This window comes from Aeromonas hydrophila subsp. hydrophila ATCC 7966 (assembly GCF_000014805.1).
GTDB classification, from domain to species: Bacteria; Pseudomonadota; Gammaproteobacteria; order Enterobacterales; family Aeromonadaceae; genus Aeromonas; species Aeromonas hydrophila.
This window is the reverse complement of record NC_008570.1, coordinates 1,939,477-1,960,770: the sequence shown is the minus strand read 5'-3', so window position 1 is coordinate 1,960,770 and position 21,294 is coordinate 1,939,477. Positions and strand designations below refer to the sequence as shown.

Genomic DNA, 21,294 nt, shown 5'->3' with positions numbered 1-21,294 from the left:
CCTTCAGAACCAAAGTTCGAATTAACAAAAGCCGCATTATTGCCTTGCCAGCCAGAAGAGACCAAGATGCTGGCAGCATTTTTTCCCTTATCCGCCAAGGAGCCACCATGTCCGTATCCCGCCTCTCTCTGCATCCACAGGGCCCGACCTTCTCTCGCCTCATCATGGGCTACTGGCGTCTGATGGAGTGGCAACTCTCTCCGAACGCCCTGCTGGATCTGATGAAGTACCACCTGGATCTGGGGGTCACCACCATCGATCACGCCGACATCTATGGTGGCTACCAGTGCGAAGAGGCCTTCGGCAACGCCCTGCGCCTTGAACCCTCTCTGCGCAGCCGGATGGAGATCGTCAGCAAGTGCGGCATCGCCCTCACCGCCAAGCCGGAACACGCGCTGAATCACTACAACACCGGCAAGGCGCACATCATCGCCAGTGCCGAGGCCTCCTTGCAAAAGCTCGCCACCGACCATCTGGATCTGCTGCTGATCCACCGCCCGGATCCCCTGATGGATGCCGACGAAGTGGTCGATGCCTTCATCACCCTCAAGCAGGCGGGCAAGATCAAGCATGCCGGAGTCTCCAACTTCACCCCTCGCCAATTCGAGCTGCTGCAGTCGCGCCTGCCCTTCCCGCTGGTGACCAATCAGCTGGAGATCTCGCCGCTCAACCAGAGCACCACCCTGGACGGTACCCTGGACCAATGCCAGCAGCTGCGCATCAAGCCGATGGCCTGGTCCTGCCTTGGTGGCGGGCGCCTGTTCCAGGCTCCCGAATATGCCCCGCTGCGCGCCGAGCTCGAGCAGATCCGCCAGGAAGTGGGTGCCGAGCAGATCGAACAGGTGGTCTACGCCTGGGTCATGATGCTGCCAAGCCAGCCGCTGCCGCTGATAGGCTCCGGCAAACGGGAGCGCATCGCCGCCGCCGTGGCCGCTGAAGCCATCGTCCTCAACCGTCAGCAGTGGTTCCGCATTCGCAAGGCGGCGCTAGGCTACGACGTGCCCTGATTCATCCGGCAAACGCCAGAAACAAAAACGGCATGGGGGGAACCCATGCCGTTTTGCGTTATCGAGGCAGCTCAGCGATGACGCTGGGGGCGACCACGTGGTGCATCTGTCTTCGGCTTGGCCTGGTTGACTGTGATGGTACGGCCACCGATTTCGGTGCCATGCAAACCGGCGATGGCCTTTTCAGCCTCGCCATTGACAGGCATTTCAATGAAGCCAAACCCCTTGGACTGACCGGTATCGCGATCGATGATGATATCGACCTTGTCTACCTGCCCAAATTGGCTGAACACGGTTGTCAGTTCGTCGGCCGTCATCCGGTACGACAGATTACCTACGTAAATCTTCATGCCATCCACTCTCGATTCAAGGTGCCTTCTCTATCCAATCACCAACACAAAGGTAAGGGCACAACCCCCATGCCGGACCTGCCAGGGCATCATGCCTAGGCACTCCCCCGTACAGTTCACTCAAGTCATTGATCTCTTGGGTGAACAGAACGGGCAAGATCAATTCGAGTCACTGGCAGTATCTGAGCTTTGGGGAAGATTGTCGAGAAAATAGTCAGCTCATATGGGGAGCAGGGTATCCAGCAGCCCCTGCAGCGTGCGTCGACCATGCCAGGCGCGCTTAAAGCCAAAACGATAGATGCCGGGCGCCACGACATGGGTACCTTCCCGACTCAGTCCCATCAGCGTGGTGGCGGCCGCCAGCTGCTCATCGTTCAGCGCCAGATCCAGGCTGAAGGCCAGCCACTGACCATCGTGGCCCACCTTGCGATCCCGCTCGACCCCGACCAGCAACGATCTTGGCAGGGCCTGTGCCCGATCACTGCTGCCATTGAGCAGGTAAAGGTGCGTCTCGTCCCAGGCCAGCTCCGCCAGCCGCCAGCGCTGCCAGCTGCGAGGCAGTATCATCATCAGCAGCACTATGCCGCCGAACACCAGCCCCACCCAGGGCAGCAAACCCATTTGCGGATAACCCAGACCGACGGCGGCCAGCACGGTGACCAGGCTCGCCAGCAACAGCACCACCATCACCGGATAGAAACGGCGAGCAGGGGGCATCAGCCAGACCAGTCCCTCTTTGTTCACCAGCTCACTGACCTTCATTCTCTTCTCCTCTTGCCTGTGCGTTTACACGCCCTGGATGCGCCAATTTTGTCGCGCATTGTGCGCGAGCCCGACACCGGGATGCAACCGGGCTCGCTCATCGGGTGACGGCCTCACCGGACTCTTGGTATCATTCTCTTCATCTGAGCCCATTCGCATGCTTGTCGGGAGTCTCATGCTTGCCACCACCCTGCTCTTCATGGCCAGTGCCTTTCTTGCCGAACCTCATCCCCGCCAGGCCGAAGCAATTGGCGGCTACTCCGCCGGCTGCCTCAAGAACGGAGTAGCGCTGCCGCTGACCGGCCCCGGCTATCAGGTGATCCGCACCAAGCGACTGCGCTACTACGGCCACCCCGAGCTCATCGCCTACCTGACCACCCTGGCCAACCAGACCCGCATGGCCGGCATGCCGGATCTCTATATCGCCGATCTCGCCATGGCCCACGGTGGCCCCTTCACCTCCGGTCACCGCAGCCACCAGACCGGTCTCGACGCCGACATCTGGTTTCGCATGGCCAACCAGCCCATCTCAACATGGGAGCAGGATGCCCCCAAGGAGTGGGCGCTGATCGATGAACCCAGCTACCGGGTACTGCCCGGGCGCTTCGGCCCCCAGCAGCTAAACCTGCTGCGCCTGGCAGCCAGCAAACCCGAGGTCGCCCGCATCTTCATCAACCCGGTGCTCAAGGCCGAGGTATGCAAACGGGCGCCTGATGAACCCTGGGTCGGCAAATTGCGCCCCTGGGTCGGCCACTTCAGCCACTTTCATGTGCGTCTGCGCTGCCCGGCCGGCAGCCCGGATTGCCAGCCTCAGGCGCCGATCCCGCCCGGCAACGGCTGCGGCGCCGAGCTGGCGTCCTGGCTCAAAGACAAGCCGCAACTGCCCAAGGTTTCGATGGCTTACCACAAACCCAGACTGCCCGCCCGTTGTGGCGGTTGACCACAAGCTGGTATGGTGAGCCGTTATCTGCAAAAAATGTCAATGGAGAACAACAAGATGGCCACTTCACTCTGGCAGAGGGCAACCCAGTCCCTGTTGGTTATGACCCTGCTGCTGGGCCTGACCGGTTGCGGCATGAACAATATTCCGACCCTGGATGAGCAGGTCAAGGCGAGCTGGGGCCAGGTCGAGAACCAGTATCAGCGCCGCGCCGATCTGGTCCCCAATCTGGTGGCCACCGTCAAGGGCTACGCCAGCCACGAGCAAGAGACCCTCAAGGCGGTGACCGATGCCAGAGCCCGGGTGGGCAGCCTGCAGGTCAGTGATCCCGCCCAGCTCAAGGAGTTTGAAGCGGCCCAGAACCAGCTCTCCGGCGCCCTCTCCCGGCTGATGGTAGTGGTCGAACGCTATCCGGAGCTCAAAGCGGATCAGCAGTTCCTCACCCTGCAGGCCCAGCTGGAAGGCACCGAAAACCGTATCTCGGTGGCCCGGCGCGACTACATAGAAGCGGTACGTCAGTTCAATACCGAGATCCGCACCTTCCCCGGCGTCATCTGGTCTAAGCTGCTCTACTCGGATCTGGAGGCCAAACCCACGTTCAGCGCCAAGCCAGGTGCCGATGAGGCGCCCAAGGTCAGCTTCCAATGAAGCGCGTGATCCGTGCCCTGTTGTCCTGCCTGCTGTTGTGGACGGCGGTGGTATCCGCCGCCCCCACCTTCCCCGCCTTGAGCGGGCGAGTGGTGGACGAGGCCAACCTTATGTCCCGCAAGCAGGCCCACCAGCTCACCCAGCAGCTGGCGGCATTCGAGAAGCGCAGCGGCATCCAGCTGGTGGTGGTCTCCATCGACACGCTGGCGGGCGACACCATCGAGGAGTATGGCTATCAGCTCGGCCGTCACTGGGGCATCGGCCAGAAGGGCAAGGATAACGGGGTGCTGTTGCTGATCGCCCAGGATGAACGCAAGGTACGCATCGAGGTGGGTTACGGGCTGGAAGGTGCCCTGCCCGATGCCATTGCCGCCAACATCATCCAGACCCGGATCCTGCCCGCATTCAAGCGCGGCGACATGGTGGCCGGGGTGGTTGCCGGCAGCCAAGCGATCATGCAGGCGCTGGCGGGCGAGTACAAACCGGTGGACAACGCCAGCAAGGATAAACTGGGCGGGCCCTGGCTGTTCATCCTGATGGTGATAGTGATGATCGTGCTGCACAACCTGCGTGGTGGTGGCGGCGGCAGAGGTGGCCGGCGCCGCGCCGCTTACCTCGCCGGTGGCTTCGGTGCCGGTCGCTCCGGTGGCGGTTTTGGTAGTGGCGGCGGTTTCAGTGGAGGGGGCGGCAGTTTCGGCGGCGGCGGTGCCTCCGGTGGTTGGTAACAGGGATTAAGAGACGACACATGATTTCGAAACAGTTCTTTCACACGCTGCAGGCCAGGGTCAAGCAGGCGGAGCAGGCAACCGATGCCGAGCTGGTGACCGTTCTGGCCCCCGCCAGCGACGGCTATCGCTACATACCCACCCTGTGGGCGGCGCTGCTGGCCATGCTCACCCCGCTGCTGGTATTCGAGCTCGGTTTCTGGCTCGGCTGGTACGAGATCCTGCTGGTGCAGTGGTCGGTCTGGCTGGTGCTGAGCATCCTGTTCCACTGGACCCCCATCAAGATGTACCTGATCCCCAAACAGGTTCGCCAGCACAGGGCCGCCCTGATGGCACGCCTGCAGTTCGTCGAACAGGGGTTGCATCGTACCCAGGATCGGCTGGGGGTGCTGATCTTCGTCTCGGTGGCCGAGCACTACGTGGAGATCCTGGTGGATGACGGCATCGCCCAGCACATCGACAACGGTCAGTGGCAGGAGATCATCGATGACTTCACCCGCCGGGTGCGCAACAAGGAGGTTGAGCAGGGTTTCCTCGAGTGCATCGAACGGACCAGCGCCATTCTGACCGACGCCTTCCCCGCCACCCGCGACCAGAACGAGCTGCCGGACAGCCTGATCATCCTCCCCAAGCCCTGATCGGGTTTAAAAAACCGGCATTCTGTTCAAGGGATAGGCGTTCGATAAAGATTATGAAAAATAAGGGGAAAAGTGGTTGACCCAGGCAGCCCTTTCCCCTAAATTACGCCCCGTTCCAACGCAACGGCGCTGTGAGCAAAAATTTGGTGAGGTGTCCGAGTGGCTGAAGGAGCACGCCTGGAAAGTGTGTATACGGCAACGTATCGAGGGTTCGAATCCCTCCCTCACCGCCAAATTTTAAAGAACCGACCTGATGGTCGGTTTTTTGCTTTTGAGGTTTTCAGATGCGTGATTCTCGTTAGAGAAAGCAACACCCTCGTTGGGTACGAGCAACGTTGCCTGTGGTAATGGAGGGCTGCCCGCCGCCCCCAAGGAAAAACCACACGGACTGAAGCATCCAATTCCCACAATCCAATCTAAGAAAACCGGCTCAATGGCCGGTTTTTTGCCTTCCAACATTTGCAATCTGATCTGTCCAGGCCCCCTTCCCGTCAAAGTCCCGCGACAGACCCTCCCCTTTTCGGTAAAACGCCCTGCGTGGCCCGGCTGCTTGCCACCCGGGAAAGAAATCTGTCCATCGAGGTCAAGGCACTCACTTTATTGCTCATCGATTGGATATCATTTTGAAAAACTGATACTTAAATAGCTACACTAGCCATTATCAATATTCAGGGATGTATAAAAAATGAGCTTAATCGGCCTGGTCCTGGCATTGATCGCCATCCTGGGCGGCAACATGATCGAGGGTGGACATCCCAGCGCCCTGCTCGATCTGCCCGCCTTCCTCATCGTGATCGGAGGTACCATAGGTGCCGCCTTGACCCAGTTCCCCTTCTCCGTTGTCGGCAGCACTCTCAAGCGTTTCAAGTGGCTGCTGGCCCCCCTCAAACTGGACATGCAGCAGCAGGCCGAACTGTTGGAAAACCTGGCCGGCAATGCGAGACGCAGCGGCATGCTGGCCCTCGAGGGCATGATCGACGAGATCAAGGATCCCTTCCTGCAAAAAGGGGTGCAGATGATGGTCGACGGCTACGAGAAGACCAAGATCCACGAGGTGCTGGAGAACGAGATCGAGTTCGAGCAAGAAGATCTCGAGCAGACCGTCAAATTCTATGAAGCCATGGGTGGCTACTGCCCGACCATGGGGATCGTGGGGGCGGTGTTTGGCCTGATCCACGCCATGGGCCTGCTGGATGCCCCTGACAAGCTGGGGGGCGCCATTGCGGTGGCCTTTATCGCCACCATCTACGGGGTATCGGCCGCCAACCTGATCTTCCTGCCCTTCGGCAACCGCTACAAAGGGTTTGCCCATCAGATCCGCCACTACAAGGAGATGACCCTGACCGGTATCCTCTGCATCGTGGATGGCGAATCCCAGCAACGCCTGCAAGTCACCCTCGAACCCTACCTCGGAGGCCACGGTGGCAAAAAAGAAAAAGGCTGAAGCGCCGGAGAACCACGAACGCTGGCTGGTCTCCTATGCCGACTTCATGACATTGCTGTTCGCCCTGTTCGTGGTGCTCTACTCCTTTGCCATGGCCAAACAGTCTGAAACCCGGGTGCTGATCCAGGGCTTCATCGAATCGCTTGGCAAAATTGGCCTCATCTCCCCTGCCGCGGGCTCCCCCGTGATGCAGGGCGGTACCGGCATCCTGGAACCCGAGTCCAAAACCACTCCCAGCAGCCCGAAGAAAGAGACGGTATTGGAGAAGGATGCTCCCATGGCCGCCTCGGACCCCTTCAACGAGACCATAGGTGCCTCGGAAAAGCCGAGCGCAACGGAATCATGGCCTCACAAGACCAAGGAGCAGGAGTGGGTGCAGGTCACCAAGAAGAAGCTCGAGCAGCAGCTCAAGGCACAGATTGAATCCAAGGATCTGGAGGTGGAACAACTGGGCAGCCAGCTGGTGATCCGCATCGGCGAGAAGGCGCTGTTCCCGGCCGACTCCGCCTTCCTGCAGCCCCAGTTCATCCCGCTGGTCAACAAGATCTCCGGCATTCTGGCTGACATTCCGGGCAAGGTGGTGGTCACCGGCCACACCGACAACTCCCAGGCCCCGGTAGAGCTCTATCGCAGCAACTGGGAACTGTCGGTATTGCGCTCCGCCTCCATCGTGCACACATTGCTGACCAACCCCAAACTCGATGCCACCCGGGTCATCGCCCAAGGGGTAGCAGATGCCCAGCCACGCTATCCCAATGACACACCCGAGCATCGTCAGGCCAACCGTCGGGTCGAGATCACCCTCTCCCAGGGCAAGGCAGCCGAAGAGGCGCTACCCATCCTCAAACCCTGATCGAGCAGACCCCGCCTGGCGGGGTCTCTCATTTCACGATTAGTTTATTTTTCACACGATTCTGCCATTTCCGTCACACCCTAAAAGCGATTGAAAATGATTCTCAAATAGGAACATTGACTCCGCTAGCAAAATACGATTTTCCTCCCGATGATTAATAATTAATCCTTTGAAATGACATGTAAATCAGTACGAAAGTGGCATAATACGTAACATCCTTGTTAAGTCGCGTGATTAATTCGGTTAGGGAAAACTCCTATGTTTGCTGATATTGCTGTCCAGCATTGGGCTTTTGCTGTCTATGTAGTTGGGGCCATCTGCATCTGCCTGACCATGATCGGCCTTGCCGCCCTGCTGGGTGGTCGAGCCTATGGTCGTGCCAAGAACAAACCCTTCGAATCTGGCGTCGATTCGGTGGGCAATGCCCGTCTACGCTTCTCCGCCAAGTTCTATCTGGTTGCCATGTTCTTCGTCATCTTCGACGTAGAGGCACTCTACCTCTTCGCCTGGTCCGTCTCCGTTCGGGAAAGCGGCTGGGTCGGTTTCATCGAAGCCACCATCTTTATCTCCCTGCTGCTGGTAGGACTCATCTACCTGTGGCGCATTGGCGCCCTCGACTGGGCACCGAAAAAGCGCGTTCTGACCGACAAGAAGCCAGACTGAATTACTGATTATCCCTTTGAGGTTGCACCATGAAGTACACCCTGACCCGGATCGACCCAGATGCGCCCGTTGAGCGCTACCCCCAGGAACAGCGCCAGACCGTCGAGGATCCCCTGGCTCAAGAGGCCTCACGCGGCATTATGATCGGGCGCCTCGAAGAGGTGCTGCAAGACACTGTCAACTGGGGCCGCAAGAACTCCCTCTGGCCTTACAACTTCGGTATCTCCTGCTGCTACGTAGAGATGTGTACCGCCTTCACCTCCCCCCATGATGTGGCCCGTTTCGGCGCCGAAGTTATTCGAGCCTCACCGCGCCAGGCCGATTTCATGGTGATCGCCGGCACCCCCTTCATCAAGATGGCCCCCGTCATCCAGCGTCTGTATGAACAGCTGCTCGAACCCAAGTGGGTCATCTCCATGGGTGCCTGCGCCAACTCCGGCGGCATGTACGACATCTACTCGGTCGTTCAGGGCGTCGACAAGTTCCTGCCGGTCGACGTCTATATTCCGGGTTGTCCGCCCCGTCCCGAGGCATTCCTGCAGGCGCTGATGCTGCTGCAGGACTCCATCGGCAAGGAGCGCCGTCCGCTCTCCTGGGTGGTTGGCGATCAGGGCATCTATCGTCCCCAAATGCCTGCCGAGAAGGACCGCAAGCGTGGCGAGCGGATCAACGTCACCAACCTGCGCACGCCGGATGAGATCTGACCATGAAACTGACTCGAGAATTCCCCAGCAACTACGCCATGGCCCAGTGGCAACCGAGTGATCACAAAGACGCTCAGGTGATCGGCGAGCTGTTCGCCCATTTCGGGGCCGAACGTTTCACCATCCAGAATACCCGCACCGGCGTACCGGTGGTCTGGCTCTCCCGCGAGCTGCTGCTGGATGTCATGGGCTTCCTGCGCAAGCTCCCCTCCCCGTTCGTGATGCTGTTCGATCTCAGCGCCACCGACGAGCGGATGCGCAGCCATCGCCACGATCTGCCCGACAGCGACTTCACCGTCTTCTATCACCTCATTTCCATCGATCGCAACGCCGACCTGATGCTGAAGGTGCCGCTCAAGGAGGGTGATCTGACGCTGCCCACCGTCAGCCGCCACTTCCCCAACGCCAACTGGTATGAACGGGAAGTGTGGGATCTGATGGGCATCAATTTCGATGGTCACCCCCACCTGACCCGCATCATGATGCCCAAGAGCTGGCAGGGTCACCCGCTGCGCAAGGATTATCCGGCGCGCGCCACCGAATTCGATCCCTTCATGCTCGATGCGGTCAAACAGGATCAGGAGCAGGACAACCTGCTGTTCAAACCGGAAGAGTGGGGCATGGCCCGTGGCAACGAGAACGAGGACTACATGTTCTTGAACCTCGGCCCCAACCACCCCTCCGCGCACGGCGCCTTCCGCCTGGTGCTGCAGCTCGATGGCGAGGAGATCCGCGACTGCGTGCCCGACATCGGCTATCACCACCGCGGGGCCGAGAAGATGGGCGAGCGCCAGTCCTGGCACAGCTACATCCCCTACACCGACCGGGTCGAGTACTTAGGGGGGGTGATGAACAACCTGCCCTACGTGCTGGCGGTCGAGAAGCTGGCCGGCATCAAGGTGCCACAGCGGGTCGACATGATCCGGGTGATGCTGGCTGAGCTGTTCCGCATCCAGAGTCACCTGCTGTTCATCGGTACCTATATTCAGGACGTGGGTGCCATGACCCCGGTCTTCTTCACCTTCACCGACCGGCAGCGGATTTACACCATCATCGAAGCCATTACCGGCGCCCGTATGCATCCAGCCTGGTTCCGCATCGGCGGCGTGGCCCATGATCTGCCCGTCGGCTGGCAGCGGCTGGTACAGGACAACCTGCTGAGCTGGCTGCCCAAGCGACTGATGGACTATGAGAAGGCCGCCATGCGCAACAGCATACTGCGTGGCCGCACCATCGGCGTCGCCGCCTACAACACCGAGCAGGCGCTGGCCTGGGGCACCACGGGCGGCGGTCTGCGCGCCACCGGCCTCAACTTCGACGTGCGCAAGTGGCGTCCCTACTCCGGCTACGATCAGTTCGAATTCGAAGTGCCGGTCGGCGCCAACGGTGATGCCTACGATCGCGCCCTGGTGCGTATCGAGGAGGTGCGCCAGAGCATGCGCATCATAGAGCAGTGCATGAAGAACATGCCGGAGGGGCCGTTCAAGGCGGATCACCCACTCACCACGCCGCCGCCCAAAGAGCGCACCCTGCAGGACATCGAGACCCTGATCACCCACTTCCTGCAAGTATCGTGGGGCCCGGTCATGCCGGCCGCCGAGTCCTTCCAGATGATCGAAGCGACCAAGGGGATCAACAGTTATTACCTGACCAGCGATGGCTCCACCATGAGCTACCGGACCCGGATCCGCACCCCGAGCTTTGCTCACCTGCAACAGATCCCCTCGGTGATCCGTGGCCAGATGGTATCGGACCTTATCGTCTATCTGGGCAGTATCGATTTCGTTATGTCGGATGTGGACCGTTGAGTAACGGCTGTTACCAAGACCCGTTACACGACAAAAAGGACAAGCCACAAAAGGTTAAGCCATGAGCCAGCAATGTCAGTGCCAACACAATCAGTCCCCGCAGGGACAGAGTTCATGCCAAGGCAAGGGGAACGATTTAGTCCTGAGTCAGGCAGAACGCGATGCCATCGAGCATGAGAAACACCACTACGAAGATCCCCGTGCTGCCAGCATTGAAGCGCTCAAGATAGTGCAGCAGGCCCGCGGCTGGGTACCTGACGGTGCCATCCACGCCATCGCCGCCGAGCTCGGCATCCCCGCCAGCGACGTGGAGGGGGTCGCCACCTTCTACAGCCAGATCTTCCGCCAGCCGGTCGGTCGCCACATCATCCGCGTCTGCGACAGCATGGTGTGCTACATCAACGGCCACGAACAACTGCTGGCCGGCCTGAAAGAGGTGATGGACCTGGCCCCCGGCCAGACCTCCGCCGACGGCCGCTTCACCCTGCTGCCGGTCTGCTGCCTCGGCAACTGCGACAAAGGGCCGGCGCTGATGATCGACGATGACACCTACGGTGGGCTCGACGCCGTCAGCCTGCTCAAGACCCTGGAGGCTTACCCATGAGTCTGGCATCCCTTGGTACCGCCAATCGCATCGCCCGAGCGGCCGAGACCCATCCCCTCACCTGGCGGCTGCGCGACGACGGCCAGCCGGTCTGGCTGGATGAATACCAGAGCAAGCAGGGTTACGATGCGGCCCGCAAGGCACTGGGCCAGATGAGCCCGGACGAGATCGTCGGCACCGTCAAGGATGCCGGCCTCAAGGGTCGCGGCGGCGCCGGTTTCTCCACCGGCGTGAAGTGGGGCCTGATGCCCAAAGACGAGAGCATGAACATCCGTTACTTGCTCTGCAACGCCGACGAGATGGAGCCGAACACCTACAAGGATCGGCTGTTGATGGAGCAGTTGCCCCACCTGCTGATTGAGGGGATGATCATCTCGGCCAAGGCCCTCAAGGCCTACCGTGGCTACATCTTCTTGCGCGGCGAGTACGTCGATGCCGCCGCCAACCTGCGCCGCGCGGTGGAGGAGGCCAAGGCTGCCGGTCTGCTCGGCAAGAACATTCTGGGCTCGGGCTTTGACTTCGAGCTGTTCGTCCACACCGGCGCGGGTCGTTACATCTGCGGCGAAGAGACGGCGCTCATCAACTCCCTGGAGGGTCGCCGCGCCAACCCACGCGCCAAGCCCCCCTTCCCCGCCGTTTCCGGTGTCTGGGGCAAGCCGACCTGCGTCAACAACGTCGAGACCCTGTGCAACGTACCCGCCATCATCGGCAACGGTGTGGCCTGGTATCAGGGGCTGGCGCTGCCGGGTTCGGAAGATCACGGCACCAAGCTGATGGGCTTCTCCGGCAAGGTCAACAACCCCGGCCTGTGGGAGCTGCCGTTTGGCATCACCGCCCGCGAGCTGTTCGAAAACTATGCCGGCGGCATGAAGCCCGGCTATCGCCTGAAAGCCTGGCAACCGGGCGGCGCCGGTACCGGCTTCCTGCTGCCCGAGCACCTGGATGCCCAGATGTACGCCGGCGGCATCGGCAAGGTCGGCACCCGGATGGGAACGGGCCTTGCCATGGCGGTGGATGACAGCATCAACATGGTCTCCCTGCTGCGCAACATGGAAGAGTTCTTTGCCCGCGAGTCCTGCGGCTGGTGCACCCCCTGCCGCGACGGCCTGCCCTGGAGCGTCAAGCTGCTGCGCGCGCTGGAGCGGGGCGAGGGTCAGCCAGGGGATCTCGCCACCCTGGAGCAGCTGGTCAGCTTCCTCGGCCCAGGCAAGACCTTCTGCGCCCATGCCCCTGGCGCCATCGAGCCGCTGGGCAGTGCGATGAAGTATTTCCGGTCCGAATTCGAGGCCGGCGTCAAGGCGCCACAGGATAATCGCAAGCAGCTCAAGGGTATCCAGCCCAACCTGCTGGGCGAGCGCTGGTAAGGCACGCAGGGCGCCCGCCGCGGGCCCGCTGAACCGGCGCGAGCCAAAGAATTTATCTCATTGAAGTCAGGGAAGTTGTATGGCCACCATTCATGTAGACGGTAAAGAGTACGAGGTAGACGGGGCAGATAACCTGCTGCAAGCCTGTCTGTCCCTTGGTCTGGACGTCCCCTATTTTTGCTGGCACCCGGCGCTCGGTAGCGTCGGCGCCTGCCGCCAGTGTGCGGTGAAACAGTATCAGAATGCCGACGACAAGCGCGGCCGCCTGGTCATGTCCTGCATGACCCCCTCCACCGATGGCACCTATATTTCCATCGAGGATGAAGAGGCGAAGGAGTTCCGCAAGACGGTGGTGGAGTGGCAGATGACCAACCACCCCCACGACTGCCCGGTGTGCGAAGAGGGTGGCTCCTGCCACCTGCAGGACATGACGGTGATGACCGGCCACAACAGCCGTCGCTACCGCTTCACCAAACGCACCCACCAGAATCAGGATCTGGGCCCCTTCATCAACCACGAGATGAACCGCTGCATCGCCTGCTATCGCTGCGTCCGTTACTACAAGGACTACGCCGGCGGCGAGGATCTCGGGGTCTACGGCGCCCACGACAACGTCTACTTCGGCCGGGTCGAGGATGGCACCCTGGAGAGCGAGTTCTCCGGCAACCTGGTGGAGGTCTGCCCCACCGGCGTGTTCACCGACAAGACCCACTCCGAGCGTTACAACCGCAAGTGGGACATGCAGTTCGCCCCCAGCATCTGCCAAGGGTGCTCGGTCGGCTGCAACATCAGCCCGGGTGAGCGTTACGGCGAGCTGCGCCGCATCGAGAACCGCTATCACGGCGCTCTGAACCACTACTTCCTGTGCGACCGCGGCCGTTTCGGCTACGGCCACGTCAATCTGACCGACCGCCCGCGCCAGCCCCTGCTGCAGGATGGCAGTGACAAGCTGGCCATCACGGTAGACGGTGCCCTGAACCGTGCCGCCGATGCCCTGCGCACCGCCGCCGGCGTCATCGGCATCGGCTCGCCCCGCGCGTCGCTTGAGAGCAACTACGCCCTGCGCGAACTGGTGGGTGCCGCCAACTTCTACAGCGGCGTCGAGCAAAGCGAATGGGAATGCCTGCAGAAGATGCTGCAGATCCTGCAGCACGGTGGTGTGCGCACCCCCAGCCTGCGCGACATGGAAGAGGCCGACGCCGTGCTGGTGCTCGGCGAGGATGTCACCCAGACCGCTGCCCGTATCGCCCTGGCCCTGCGTCAGGCCGTCAAGGGCAAGGGCCGCGAAATCGCCCGCAAGCTGAAGGTGGATCTGTGGCAAGTCGCCGCGGTGCAGACCCTGGCCCAGAACGAGCGCTACCCGCTGCTGATCACCAGCCTGGACAGCACCCGACTGGACGACGTGGCGAGCGGCACCCTGCACGCCCCCCACGCGGATCAGGCACGCCTCGGCTTCGCCATCGCCCATCTGCTCGATGGCAGCGCCCCTGCCCTGACCGATCTCACCCCCGAGCAACAGGCCCTGGCCGCCAGCTGGACTGCGCTGCTCGGCAACGCCAAGAAGCCGCTCATCATCGCCGGCACAGGTGCCCGCAGCCAGGCCCTGCTCGAGGCGGCCAGCAACATCGCCCGCGCCCTCAAGGGCCGTGGCCAGGCCGTGGAGCTCGCTCTGGTCGCTCAGGAGACCAACAGCCTGGGGCTGGCCATGCTGGCCGGCAATGCCGCCCCGCTGGAAGCCGCCCTCGAGCGTATCGAAAGAGAAGAGAAGCTCGCGCTGGTGATGCTCGAAAACGATCTCTACCGCCGCGCACCGCGCAGCCGCGTTGATGCCGCCATCGACCGTCTGCAGCACCTGCTGGTGGTCGACCATCAGGACACCGGCACTGCCCAGAAGGCAAACCTGGTGCTGCCTGCCGCCAGCTTCGCCGAGGCCGACGGTACCCTCATCAACATGGAAGGCCGCGCCCAGCGCTTCTTCCAGGTTTATGCCCCCGCCTTCTACAACGCCGACATCCAGGTGCGCGAGAGCTGGCGCTGGCTGGCCGCCCTGCAAGGCGTGCTGGATCGCAAACCGCTGCGCTGGAACACCTTCGACGAGGTGAGCAGTGCCTGCGCCGCCAGCGCCCCGCTGCTGACCAGCATGCGCGAAGCCGCTCCCAACGCGGGTCTGCGCATCCGCGGCATGAAGCTCGCCCGCGAGCCGCACCGCTACAGCGGCCGCACCTCCATGCTGGCGGATCAGAACGTGAGCGAGCCCAGAGTCGCCCAGGATCCCGACTCGCCCTTCAACTTCTCCATGGAAGGCTACGCCGGTGCCCGCCAGCCGCTGCAACAGGTGCCGTTCGCCTGGGCGCCGGGCTGGAACTCCCCGTCCGCCTGGAACAAGTTCCAGGATGAAGTGGGCGGCAACCTGCGCGCCGGGGATCCTGGTCGCCGTCTGCTGGAAGCGGGCGAGGACAGCCTCGGCTGGTTCGACACCGTCCCCGCCCCGTTCAGTGCCAAAGAGGCGCTGCAGGTGGTGAGCTATGACCAGCTGTTTGGCGGCGAAGAGCTGTCAGCCAGAAGTCCGGTCATCCAGGCCCGCATGAGCGAGCCCGTGCTGGTGCTGAACCCGGCGGACGCCAACCGTCTCGCCCTCAATGCCGGCAGCCAGGTCGCCTTCTCCTGGGGTGGCCACCACTGGCGGCTGACCCTGCGTCTGAGCGAGCATCTGACCGCCGGTCTGGTGGGTCTGCCGCTCGGTGTCAACGGTCTGCCGACCGCCCTGCACCAGCAATATCTCGCTAACCTGCAGGAGGCCATCGCATGAGCGACTCTCTGATCGATCTGTTGCTGGAAATCGGCAAGGCATTGATCGTGCTGGTGGGGATCGTGGGGGCCGGCGCCTTCATGAGCTTCATCGAGCGCCGTCTGCTGGCGCTGTGGCAGGATCGTTACGGCCCCAACCGGGTAGGCCCCTTCGGCCTGCTGCAGCTGGCGGCCGACATGATCAAGATGTTCTTCAAAGAGGACTGGATCCCGCCGTTCGCCGATCGCCGGATCTTCGTGCTGGCCCCCATCATCGCCTTTACCGCCTTCATTCTGGCGTTTGCAGTGGTGCCCATCACCCCCACCTGGGGCGTGGCGGACCTCAACGTGGGGCTGCTCTACATCCTGGCCATCGCGGGGCTGGCGGTCTACGCCGTGCTGTTCGCCGGCTGGTCGAGCAACAACAAGTACTCATTGCTCGGCAGCCTGCGCGCCTCGGCTCAGACTCTCTCCTACGAGGTGTTCTTGGGCCTGTCGCTGATGGGCATCGTCATCCAGACCGGCAGCTTCAACCTGCGGGATATCGTGGAAGCCCAGGCAGGACTGTGGAACGTGATCCCCCAGATCCTGGGTTTCATCACCTTCCTGTTTGCCGGCGTCGCCGTCACCCACCGCCATCCGTTTGACCAGCCAGAAGCAGAGCAGGAGCTCGCCGACGGTTATCACATCGAGTATGCGGGCATGAAATGGGGTCTGTTCTTCGTGGGCGAGTACATCGGCATCGTGCTGATCTCTTCGCTCATCGTGACCCTGTTCTTCGGTGGCTGGCACGGCCCCTGGCTGCCGCCCTTCATCTGGTTTGCCTTGAAGACCGCCTGTTTCATGGTGTTCTTCATCCTGCTGCGGGCCTCCCTGCCCCGCCCGCGCTTTGACCAGGTGATGTCGTTTGGCTGGAAAGTCTGCCTACCGCTGACCCTGCTCAACATGCTGGTCACCGGCGCCGTGGTGCTGATGAATGCGCAGTGAGGCCGCAATGGACAGAAAAATTGTGATGCCGTTTGGCTGGAACGTCTGCTTGCCCGCCGCCCTGCATCCCGCTCGGGATGCAGCCGGCACGGGCTGTGGTGCTGATGAATGTGCAGTGAGGCACGACTATGAAAATTATTAACATCATCAAGGGTGTCGGCACCCAATTGCGCAGCCTGGGGATGGTGTTCTCCCATGCCTGGAGCCCCCGCGAGACCCTCAACTATCCGGAACAGGCCGTCTATGCGGCGCCCCGCTATCGTGGCCGCATCGTGCTGACTCGCGATCCGGATGGCGACGAGCGCTGCGTGGCCTGCAACCTGTGTGCGGTGGCCTGCCCGGTCGGCTGCATCTCGCTGCAGAAATCCGAGCGGGAAGATGGTCGCTGGTACCCTGAGTTCTTTCGCATCAACTTCTCCCGCTGCATCTTCTGCGGCCTGTGCGAAGAGGCGTGCCCCACAACCGCCATCCAGCTGACGCCGGATTTCGAGATGGGCGAGTACCGCCGCCAGGATCTGGTGTACGAGAAGGAAGATCTGCTGATAAGCGGACCCGGCAAGTATCCGGATTACAACTTCTACCGCATGAGCGGGATGGCCATCGACGGCAAGCCGAAAGGGGATGCCGAGAACGAAGCCAAGCCCATCGATGTCAAGAGCCTGCTGCCCTGAGGAGTCAATCATGGAACTGGCATTTTATGCCGCGGCCCTGGTCGCCATTTACAGCACGCTGCGGGTGATCAGCACCAGCAATCCGATGCACGCGCTGCTCAATCTCATTATCTCCCTCATCGCCGTGGCCATGATCTTCTTCTGCCTGGGCGCCTCCTTCGCGGGCGCCCTGCAAGTGATCGTCTATGCGGGCGCCATCATGGTGCTGTTCGTGTTCGTGGTGATGATGCTGAACCTGGGCTCGGCCCAGGATCAGGAAAAGAACTGGCTCACCCCCACCACCTGGGTGGGCCCCGGCCTGCTTTCGCTCATTCTGCTGGGTTTTCTGGCCTACGGCATTCTCGGGGTCACCGGCGGTGAACTCGGTCTGACCGACGTCAGTGCCAAAGCGGTCGGCATCGCCCTGTTCGGTCCTTACGTGCTGGCGGTGGAGCTTGCCTCTATCCTGCTGCTGGCGGGCCTGGTCACCGCCTATCACCTGGGCCGTGAAGACAAGAGCGGGGAAGTGCTCTCCGTGCCAAAAGCCTCGGCACATCCGTCTCAAGAAGGAGGTCAATGATGAACGGAATCCCGATGGAACACGGCCTGCTGCTGGCTGCCGTGCTGTTCTGTATCGGCCTGTGCGGCCTGCTGATACGTCGCAACTTGCTGTTTATCCTCATGAGTATCGAGATCATGATGAACGCGTCGGCACTGGCATTCGTGGTGGCTGGCAGCCGCTGGGCCCAGGCTGATGGCCAGATCATGTACATACTGGTGATTTCTCTGGCGGCAGCGGAGGCCAGTATCGGCCTCGCCCTGTTACTGCTGCTCTATCGTCGTTACCACACCCTCAACGTGGACACTGTGAGCGAGATGCGCGGATGAGCCTCCTATACCTGACTTTTCTGTTTCCGCTGCTGGGATGGCTGGTGCTGGCCTTCTCCATCGGTCGTTTCGGCGAGCGCACTGCTGCGCTCATCGGCGTCGGCAGCATAGGGCTGTCGGCCCTCACTACCCTGTGGGTCGGCATCGATTTTCTCAACACCATGCCAACGGGCGGCGTCTATACCCAGACCCTGTGGCAGTGGATCTCGGTGGGTAAATTCACCCCGACCTTCCGCCTGGCGCTGGACGGTCTGTCGCTGACCATGCTCGGCGTGGTCACCGGGGTGGGTTTCTTCATCCACCTGTTCGCCTCCTGGTACATGCGCGGGGAAGAGGGCTATTCACGCTTCTTCACCTACACCAACCTGTTCATCGCCAGCATGGTGTTCCTGGTGCTGGCCGATGACCTGCTGTTCGTCTACCTCGGCTGGGAAGGGGTGGGGCTGTGCAGCTACCTGCTGATCGGCTTCTACTACCGCAACCCGGCCAACGGCGCTGCCGCCCTCAAGGCGTTCGTGGTGACCCGGGTCGGCGACGTGTTCCTCGCCATCGGTCTGTTCGTCCTCTACCGGGAGCTGGGTACTCTCAACATCCACGAGTTGCTGGTACGCGCACCGCTGATGTTTGCCGAGGGCTCCCCTGCCCTGTCGTTTGCCTGTCTGATGCTGCTTGGTGGCGCCGTCGGCAAATCGGCCCAGCTGCCGCTGCAAACCTGGCTGGCGGATGCCATGGCGGGCCCGACTCCGGTCTCGGCGCTGATCCACGCGGCCACCATGGTGACCGCCGGTGTCTATCTCATCGCCCGTACCCACGGTCTGTTCCTGCTGGCCCCCGAGATCCTGCATCTGGTGGCGCTGGTCGGTGCCATCACCCTGGTGCTGGCAGGCTTTGCCGCCCTGGTGCAAACCGACATCAAGCGGATCCTTGCCTACTCCACCATGAGCCAGATCGGCTACATGTTCCTGGCCCTCGGTGTTGGCGCCTGGGAAGGGGCCATCTTCCACCTGATGACCCATGCCTTCTTCAAGGCGCTGCTGTTCCTCTCCGCCGGTGCCGTGATCGTCGCGACCCACCACGAGCAGAACATCTTCAAGATGGGGGGCCTGCGCAAGAGCCTGCCGCTGGTCTATGCCTGCTTCCTGGTGGGGGGCTCGGCCCTGGCCGCGCTGCCGCTGGTGACCGCCGGTTTCTACAGTAAAGACGCCATCCTGTGGCAGGTGCAGGCCAACGGCCAGAGCGCCCTGCTGTGGGCCGGTCTGGGTGGTGCCTTCCTCACCTCTCTCTACACCTTCCGCCTGATCTTCATCGCCTTCCACGGCAAGGAGCAGACCCAGGCTCACGCCGGTCACGGCCTGGCCCATCAGCTGCCGCTGCTGGTCCTGCTGGTGCTCTCCACCGGTATCGGCGCCCTGATCGTGCCGCCGCTGGCGGGGGTACTGCCGGCTGGTCCGGGGGATCACATCGAAGAGGGGCGCCATGGGCTTGAGATCACCTCCGCCGTCATCGCCATCGCCGGCATTGCCCTGGCCGCCTTCCTGTTCCTGGGCGAGCGCCGTCTGGCCAGCAGCGTGGCCAACAGCGCGCCGGGCAAGTTGCTCAGCACTCTCTGGTTCAATGCCTGGGGCTTTGACTGGCTTTACGATCAGCTGTGGGTCAAGCCGTATCTGCTGGCGACCCGGCTGCTCGGCAAGGATCCGCTGGACTGGATGATGAGCCTGCCGGCCTGGCTGGCACAGAGTGGCCACCAGCTGTTGGCCTGGACCGTTTCCGGCAAGTTGCGCTGGTATGCAGCCTCCATGGGGATGGGCGCTGCCCTGATCCTGGCCCTGCTGCTGCTCGGCTGATCCCGTGATGCAGCCCCTGAACTCGCAGCAAGCCCACGGGCCTGCACAGTGACTAGAACATAGACGAGAGCTGATATCGTGACCTTACTCTGGATCTTGTTAATACCCTTCATCGGCGGTCTGCTCTGTTGGCAGACCGAGCGATTCGGCGAGTACTTCGTACGCTGGGTCGCCCTGCTGTCGATGAGCGCCTGCCTGCTGCTCTCCTGCGCCGTCTGGTGGAGCGGTGACTTCACCCTGGCAGCCCAGGGCGGCGTGCCCGTCTGGGCCGCCGAACTGCAACTGCCCTGGATCCCCCGCTTCGGCATCTCATTGCACCTGGCGGTGGATGGTTTGTCGCTGTTGATGGTGATCCTCACCTGCTTCATCGGCGTGCTGGCCATCCTCTGTTCCTGGAAGGAGATCGTGCAGCGCATCGGCTTCTTCCACCTCAACCTGTTGTGGATTTTGGGTGGCGTACTCGGCGTCTTCATGGCGCTGGATCTGTTCCTGTTCTTCTTCTTCTGGGAGATGATGCTGGTACCGATGTACTTCCTGATTGCGCTGTGGGGCCACTCGGTCACCGACGGCAAATCCCGGATCAACGCCGCCACCAAGTTCTTCATCTACACCCAGGTCAGCGGCCTCATCATGCTGGTCGCCATCCTGGGCCTGGTGTTGACTCACCATGCCGCCACCGGCGTGTTCACCTTTGACTATCAGGATTTGCTTAACACCCCGATGAGCAAGGGCGTGCAGTGGCTGCTGATGCTGGGCTTCTTCATCGCCTTCGCGGTCAAGATGCCGCTGGTACCGCTGCACGGCTGGCTGCCGGATGCCCACAGCCAGGCACCGACCGCGGGTTCCGTGGACTTGGCGGGGATCCTGCTGAAAACCGCCGCCTACGGTCTGCTGCGCTTCGCCCTGCCGCTCTTCCCCGAGGCGTCCGCCGAATTTGCCCCCTACGCCATGGTGCTGGGTCTTATCGGCATCGTCTACGGTGCCATCGTGGCGTTCGCCCAGACCGACATCAAGCGGCTGGTGGCCTACACCAGCATCTCCCACATGGGCTTCGTGATGATCGCCATCTACTCCGGCAGCGAACTGGCCCTGCAGGGCGCCGTGGTACAGATGATCGCCCACGGCCTCTCCGCCGCCGGCCTCTTCATCCTGTGCGGTCAGCTCTACGAGCGGCTGCACACCCGGGACCTGCGTCTGATGGGCGGGTTGTGGGGCCGTCTGCGCTACCTGCCCGGCGTGATGCTGTTCTTCTCGGTCGCCTCTCTGGGGATGCCGGGCACCGGCAACTTCGTCGGCGAGTTCCTGATCCTCATCGGCAGCTTCCAGGTTGCCCCCGTGCTTACCATCATCGCCACCTTCGGCCTGGTGCTGGCCTCGGTCTACTCCCTCATCATGCTGCAGCGCGCCTGCTTCGGTACCCCCAAGGACGAGAGCGTCCTCAAGGGGCTCGACAGTCGCGAGCTGGTGATGATGATGACCATTGCCGGCCTGCTGGTGCTGCTCGGTGTCTATCCCCAACCTGTGCTCGACACCGCGGGCAACAGCCTGCTGAGCGTGCTGCACTGGTACGCCCTGCCCTTCGCAGGAGCATTGCAATGAGAGTGACCGCTGTTAAACCGCTGGCCCTG

At 61.9% G+C, this 21,294-nt stretch carries 21 protein-coding genes and 1 tRNA gene; 20 read left to right on the top strand and 2 right to left on the bottom strand.

The window, feature by feature from the left end; all coding sequences use genetic code 11:
- Positions 1 to 107 precede the first annotated feature (107 nt).
- Positions 108 to 1,007: an aldo/keto reductase gene (locus AHA_RS09025; protein WP_011705675.1), complete on the top strand. Its 900-nt coding sequence runs from the start codon at positions 108 to 110 to the stop codon at positions 1,005 to 1,007.
- Between the two features lie 71 nt (positions 1,008 to 1,078).
- Here the strand turns inward: AHA_RS09025 and AHA_RS09020 are convergent, their stop codons facing one another.
- Together AHA_RS09020 and AHA_RS09015 are read right to left on the bottom strand one after the other, a co-directional pair.
- Positions 1,079 to 1,357: an RNA recognition motif domain-containing protein gene (locus tag AHA_RS09020; protein ID WP_026080382.1), complete on the bottom strand. Its 279-nt coding sequence runs from the start codon at positions 1,355 to 1,357 to the stop codon at positions 1,079 to 1,081.
- Between the two features lie 219 nt (positions 1,358 to 1,576).
- The gene (locus AHA_RS09015) at positions 1,577 to 2,119 is read right to left on the bottom strand and encodes a hypothetical protein (protein WP_011705673.1); all 543 of its coding nucleotides are present in this window, start codon (positions 2,117 to 2,119) and stop codon (positions 1,577 to 1,579) included.
- A 175-nt stretch (positions 2,120 to 2,294) separates the two neighbouring features.
- Between AHA_RS09015 and mepA the strand changes: the two genes are divergently transcribed.
- From mepA to nuoM, 19 genes are all read left to right on the top strand, one after another.
- Positions 2,295 to 3,059, top strand: a complete 765-nt coding sequence (mepA, locus tag AHA_RS09010; RefSeq protein WP_164927601.1) for a penicillin-insensitive murein endopeptidase — start codon at positions 2,295 to 2,297, stop codon at positions 3,057 to 3,059.
- A 42-nt stretch (positions 3,060 to 3,101) separates the two neighbouring features.
- On the top strand, positions 3,102 to 3,707 hold the full coding sequence (locus tag AHA_RS09005; RefSeq protein WP_016350422.1) for a LemA family protein: 606 nt from the start codon (positions 3,102 to 3,104) through the stop codon (positions 3,705 to 3,707).
- A complete protein-coding gene (locus AHA_RS09000) occupies positions 3,704 to 4,432 on the top strand; it encodes a TPM domain-containing protein (protein WP_011705670.1) in 729 nt (242 codons plus the stop codon). The genes AHA_RS09005 and AHA_RS09000 overlap by 4 nt, the downstream gene beginning before the upstream one ends.
- A gap of 20 nt (positions 4,433 to 4,452) precedes the next feature.
- Positions 4,453 to 5,070 carry a TPM domain-containing protein gene (locus AHA_RS08995; protein ID WP_011705669.1) on the top strand — a complete coding sequence of 206 codons (618 nt, stop codon included), beginning with the start codon at positions 4,453 to 4,455 and terminating at the stop codon, positions 5,068 to 5,070.
- A 145-nt stretch (positions 5,071 to 5,215) separates the two neighbouring features.
- A tRNA-Ser gene (locus tag AHA_RS08990) sits at positions 5,216 to 5,303 on the top strand.
- A 452-nt stretch (positions 5,304 to 5,755) separates the two neighbouring features.
- Positions 5,756 to 6,514: a flagellar motor protein gene (locus AHA_RS08985; RefSeq protein WP_011705668.1), complete on the top strand. Its 759-nt coding sequence runs from the start codon at positions 5,756 to 5,758 to the stop codon at positions 6,512 to 6,514.
- On the top strand, positions 6,492 to 7,367 hold the full coding sequence (locus AHA_RS08980; RefSeq protein WP_011705667.1) for a flagellar motor protein MotB: 876 nt from the start codon (positions 6,492 to 6,494) through the stop codon (positions 7,365 to 7,367). Before AHA_RS08985 ends, AHA_RS08980 begins: the two co-directional genes overlap by 23 nt.
- A 258-nt stretch (positions 7,368 to 7,625) precedes the next feature.
- Positions 7,626 to 8,030: an NADH-quinone oxidoreductase subunit A gene (locus tag AHA_RS08975; protein WP_011705666.1), complete on the top strand. Its 405-nt coding sequence runs from the start codon at positions 7,626 to 7,628 to the stop codon at positions 8,028 to 8,030.
- Positions 8,031 to 8,059: 29 nt separating this feature from the next.
- A complete protein-coding gene (locus AHA_RS08970; RefSeq protein WP_005299840.1) occupies positions 8,060 to 8,734 on the top strand; it encodes a NuoB/complex I 20 kDa subunit family protein in 675 nt (224 codons plus the stop codon).
- 2 nt (positions 8,735 to 8,736) lie between these two features.
- A complete protein-coding gene (nuoC, locus tag AHA_RS08965) occupies positions 8,737 to 10,542 on the top strand; it encodes an NADH-quinone oxidoreductase subunit C/D (protein ID WP_011705665.1) in 1,806 nt (601 codons plus the stop codon).
- A gap of 61 nt (positions 10,543 to 10,603) precedes the next feature.
- A complete protein-coding gene (nuoE, locus tag AHA_RS08960; RefSeq protein ID WP_011705664.1) occupies positions 10,604 to 11,146 on the top strand; it encodes an NADH-quinone oxidoreductase subunit NuoE in 543 nt (180 codons plus the stop codon).
- On the top strand, positions 11,143 to 12,510 hold the full coding sequence (gene nuoF, locus AHA_RS08955; protein ID WP_011705663.1) for an NADH-quinone oxidoreductase subunit NuoF: 1,368 nt from the start codon (positions 11,143 to 11,145) through the stop codon (positions 12,508 to 12,510). Before nuoE ends, nuoF begins: the two co-directional genes overlap by 4 nt.
- 79 nt (positions 12,511 to 12,589) lie before the next feature.
- Positions 12,590 to 15,319: an NADH-quinone oxidoreductase subunit NuoG gene (gene nuoG / locus AHA_RS08950; protein WP_011705662.1), complete on the top strand. Its 2,730-nt coding sequence runs from the start codon at positions 12,590 to 12,592 to the stop codon at positions 15,317 to 15,319.
- Positions 15,316 to 16,284: an NADH-quinone oxidoreductase subunit NuoH gene (gene nuoH / locus AHA_RS08945; RefSeq protein ID WP_011705661.1), complete on the top strand. Its 969-nt coding sequence runs from the start codon at positions 15,316 to 15,318 to the stop codon at positions 16,282 to 16,284. The genes nuoG and nuoH overlap by 4 nt, the downstream gene beginning before the upstream one ends.
- Before the next feature lie 128 nt (positions 16,285 to 16,412).
- The gene (gene nuoI / locus AHA_RS08940) at positions 16,413 to 16,955 is read left to right on the top strand and encodes an NADH-quinone oxidoreductase subunit NuoI (RefSeq protein ID WP_011705660.1); all 543 of its coding nucleotides are present in this window, start codon (positions 16,413 to 16,415) and stop codon (positions 16,953 to 16,955) included.
- A 10-nt stretch (positions 16,956 to 16,965) separates the two neighbouring features.
- Positions 16,966 to 17,514: an NADH-quinone oxidoreductase subunit J gene (gene nuoJ, locus AHA_RS08935; protein ID WP_011705659.1), complete on the top strand. Its 549-nt coding sequence runs from the start codon at positions 16,966 to 16,968 to the stop codon at positions 17,512 to 17,514.
- The gene (gene nuoK / locus AHA_RS08930; RefSeq protein WP_005299823.1) at positions 17,514 to 17,822 is read left to right on the top strand and encodes an NADH-quinone oxidoreductase subunit NuoK; all 309 of its coding nucleotides are present in this window, start codon (positions 17,514 to 17,516) and stop codon (positions 17,820 to 17,822) included. Before nuoJ ends, nuoK begins: the two co-directional genes overlap by 1 nt.
- On the top strand, positions 17,819 to 19,666 hold the full coding sequence (gene nuoL / locus AHA_RS08925; RefSeq protein ID WP_011705658.1) for an NADH-quinone oxidoreductase subunit L: 1,848 nt from the start codon (positions 17,819 to 17,821) through the stop codon (positions 19,664 to 19,666). Before nuoK ends, nuoL begins: the two co-directional genes overlap by 4 nt.
- A gap of 78 nt (positions 19,667 to 19,744) precedes the next feature.
- Complete coding sequence (nuoM, locus tag AHA_RS08920; RefSeq protein WP_011705657.1) at positions 19,745 to 21,265, top strand: NADH-quinone oxidoreductase subunit M; 1,521 nt, start codon at positions 19,745 to 19,747, stop codon at positions 21,263 to 21,265.
- Positions 21,266 to 21,294 lie beyond the last annotated feature (29 nt).

What these genes read in the sequence shown, in the direction of transcription:
- nuoL (WP_011705658.1), top strand. Translation starts at nt 17,819, where the DNA reads ATGAGCCTCCTATACCTGACTTTTCTGTTTCCGCTGCTGGGATGGCTG.
- AHA_RS08970 (WP_005299840.1), top strand. Translation starts at nt 8,060, where the DNA reads ATGAAGTACACCCTGACCCGGATCGACCCAGATGCGCCCGTTGAGCGC.
- AHA_RS08975 (WP_011705666.1), top strand. Translation starts at nt 7,626, where the DNA reads ATGTTTGCTGATATTGCTGTCCAGCATTGGGCTTTTGCTGTCTATGTA.
- nuoI (WP_011705660.1), top strand. Translation starts at nt 16,413, where the DNA reads ATGAAAATTATTAACATCATCAAGGGTGTCGGCACCCAATTGCGCAGC.
- AHA_RS09020 (WP_026080382.1), bottom strand. Translation starts at nt 1,357, where the DNA reads ATGAAGATTTACGTAGGTAATCTGTCGTACCGGATGACGGCCGACGAA.
- nuoF (WP_011705663.1), top strand. Translation starts at nt 11,143, where the DNA reads ATGAGTCTGGCATCCCTTGGTACCGCCAATCGCATCGCCCGAGCGGCC.
- AHA_RS09005 (WP_016350422.1), top strand. Translation starts at nt 3,102, where the DNA reads ATGGAGAACAACAAGATGGCCACTTCACTCTGGCAGAGGGCAACCCAG.
- AHA_RS09025 (WP_011705675.1), top strand. Translation starts at nt 108, where the DNA reads ATGTCCGTATCCCGCCTCTCTCTGCATCCACAGGGCCCGACCTTCTCT.
- AHA_RS08985 (WP_011705668.1), top strand. Translation starts at nt 5,756, where the DNA reads ATGAGCTTAATCGGCCTGGTCCTGGCATTGATCGCCATCCTGGGCGGC.
- AHA_RS08995 (WP_011705669.1), top strand. Translation starts at nt 4,453, where the DNA reads ATGATTTCGAAACAGTTCTTTCACACGCTGCAGGCCAGGGTCAAGCAG.
- nuoJ (WP_011705659.1), top strand. Translation starts at nt 16,966, where the DNA reads ATGGAACTGGCATTTTATGCCGCGGCCCTGGTCGCCATTTACAGCACG.
- AHA_RS09015 (WP_011705673.1), bottom strand. Translation starts at nt 2,119, where the DNA reads ATGAAGGTCAGTGAGCTGGTGAACAAAGAGGGACTGGTCTGGCTGATG.
- nuoH (WP_011705661.1), top strand. Translation starts at nt 15,316, where the DNA reads ATGAGCGACTCTCTGATCGATCTGTTGCTGGAAATCGGCAAGGCATTG.
- nuoE (WP_011705664.1), top strand. Translation starts at nt 10,604, where the DNA reads ATGAGCCAGCAATGTCAGTGCCAACACAATCAGTCCCCGCAGGGACAG.
- mepA (WP_164927601.1), top strand. Translation starts at nt 2,295, where the DNA reads ATGCTTGCCACCACCCTGCTCTTCATGGCCAGTGCCTTTCTTGCCGAA.
- nuoG (WP_011705662.1), top strand. Translation starts at nt 12,590, where the DNA reads ATGGCCACCATTCATGTAGACGGTAAAGAGTACGAGGTAGACGGGGCA.
- nuoK (WP_005299823.1), top strand. Translation starts at nt 17,514, where the DNA reads ATGAACGGAATCCCGATGGAACACGGCCTGCTGCTGGCTGCCGTGCTG.
- nuoC (WP_011705665.1), top strand. Translation starts at nt 8,737, where the DNA reads ATGAAACTGACTCGAGAATTCCCCAGCAACTACGCCATGGCCCAGTGG.
- AHA_RS09000 (WP_011705670.1), top strand. Translation starts at nt 3,704, where the DNA reads ATGAAGCGCGTGATCCGTGCCCTGTTGTCCTGCCTGCTGTTGTGGACG.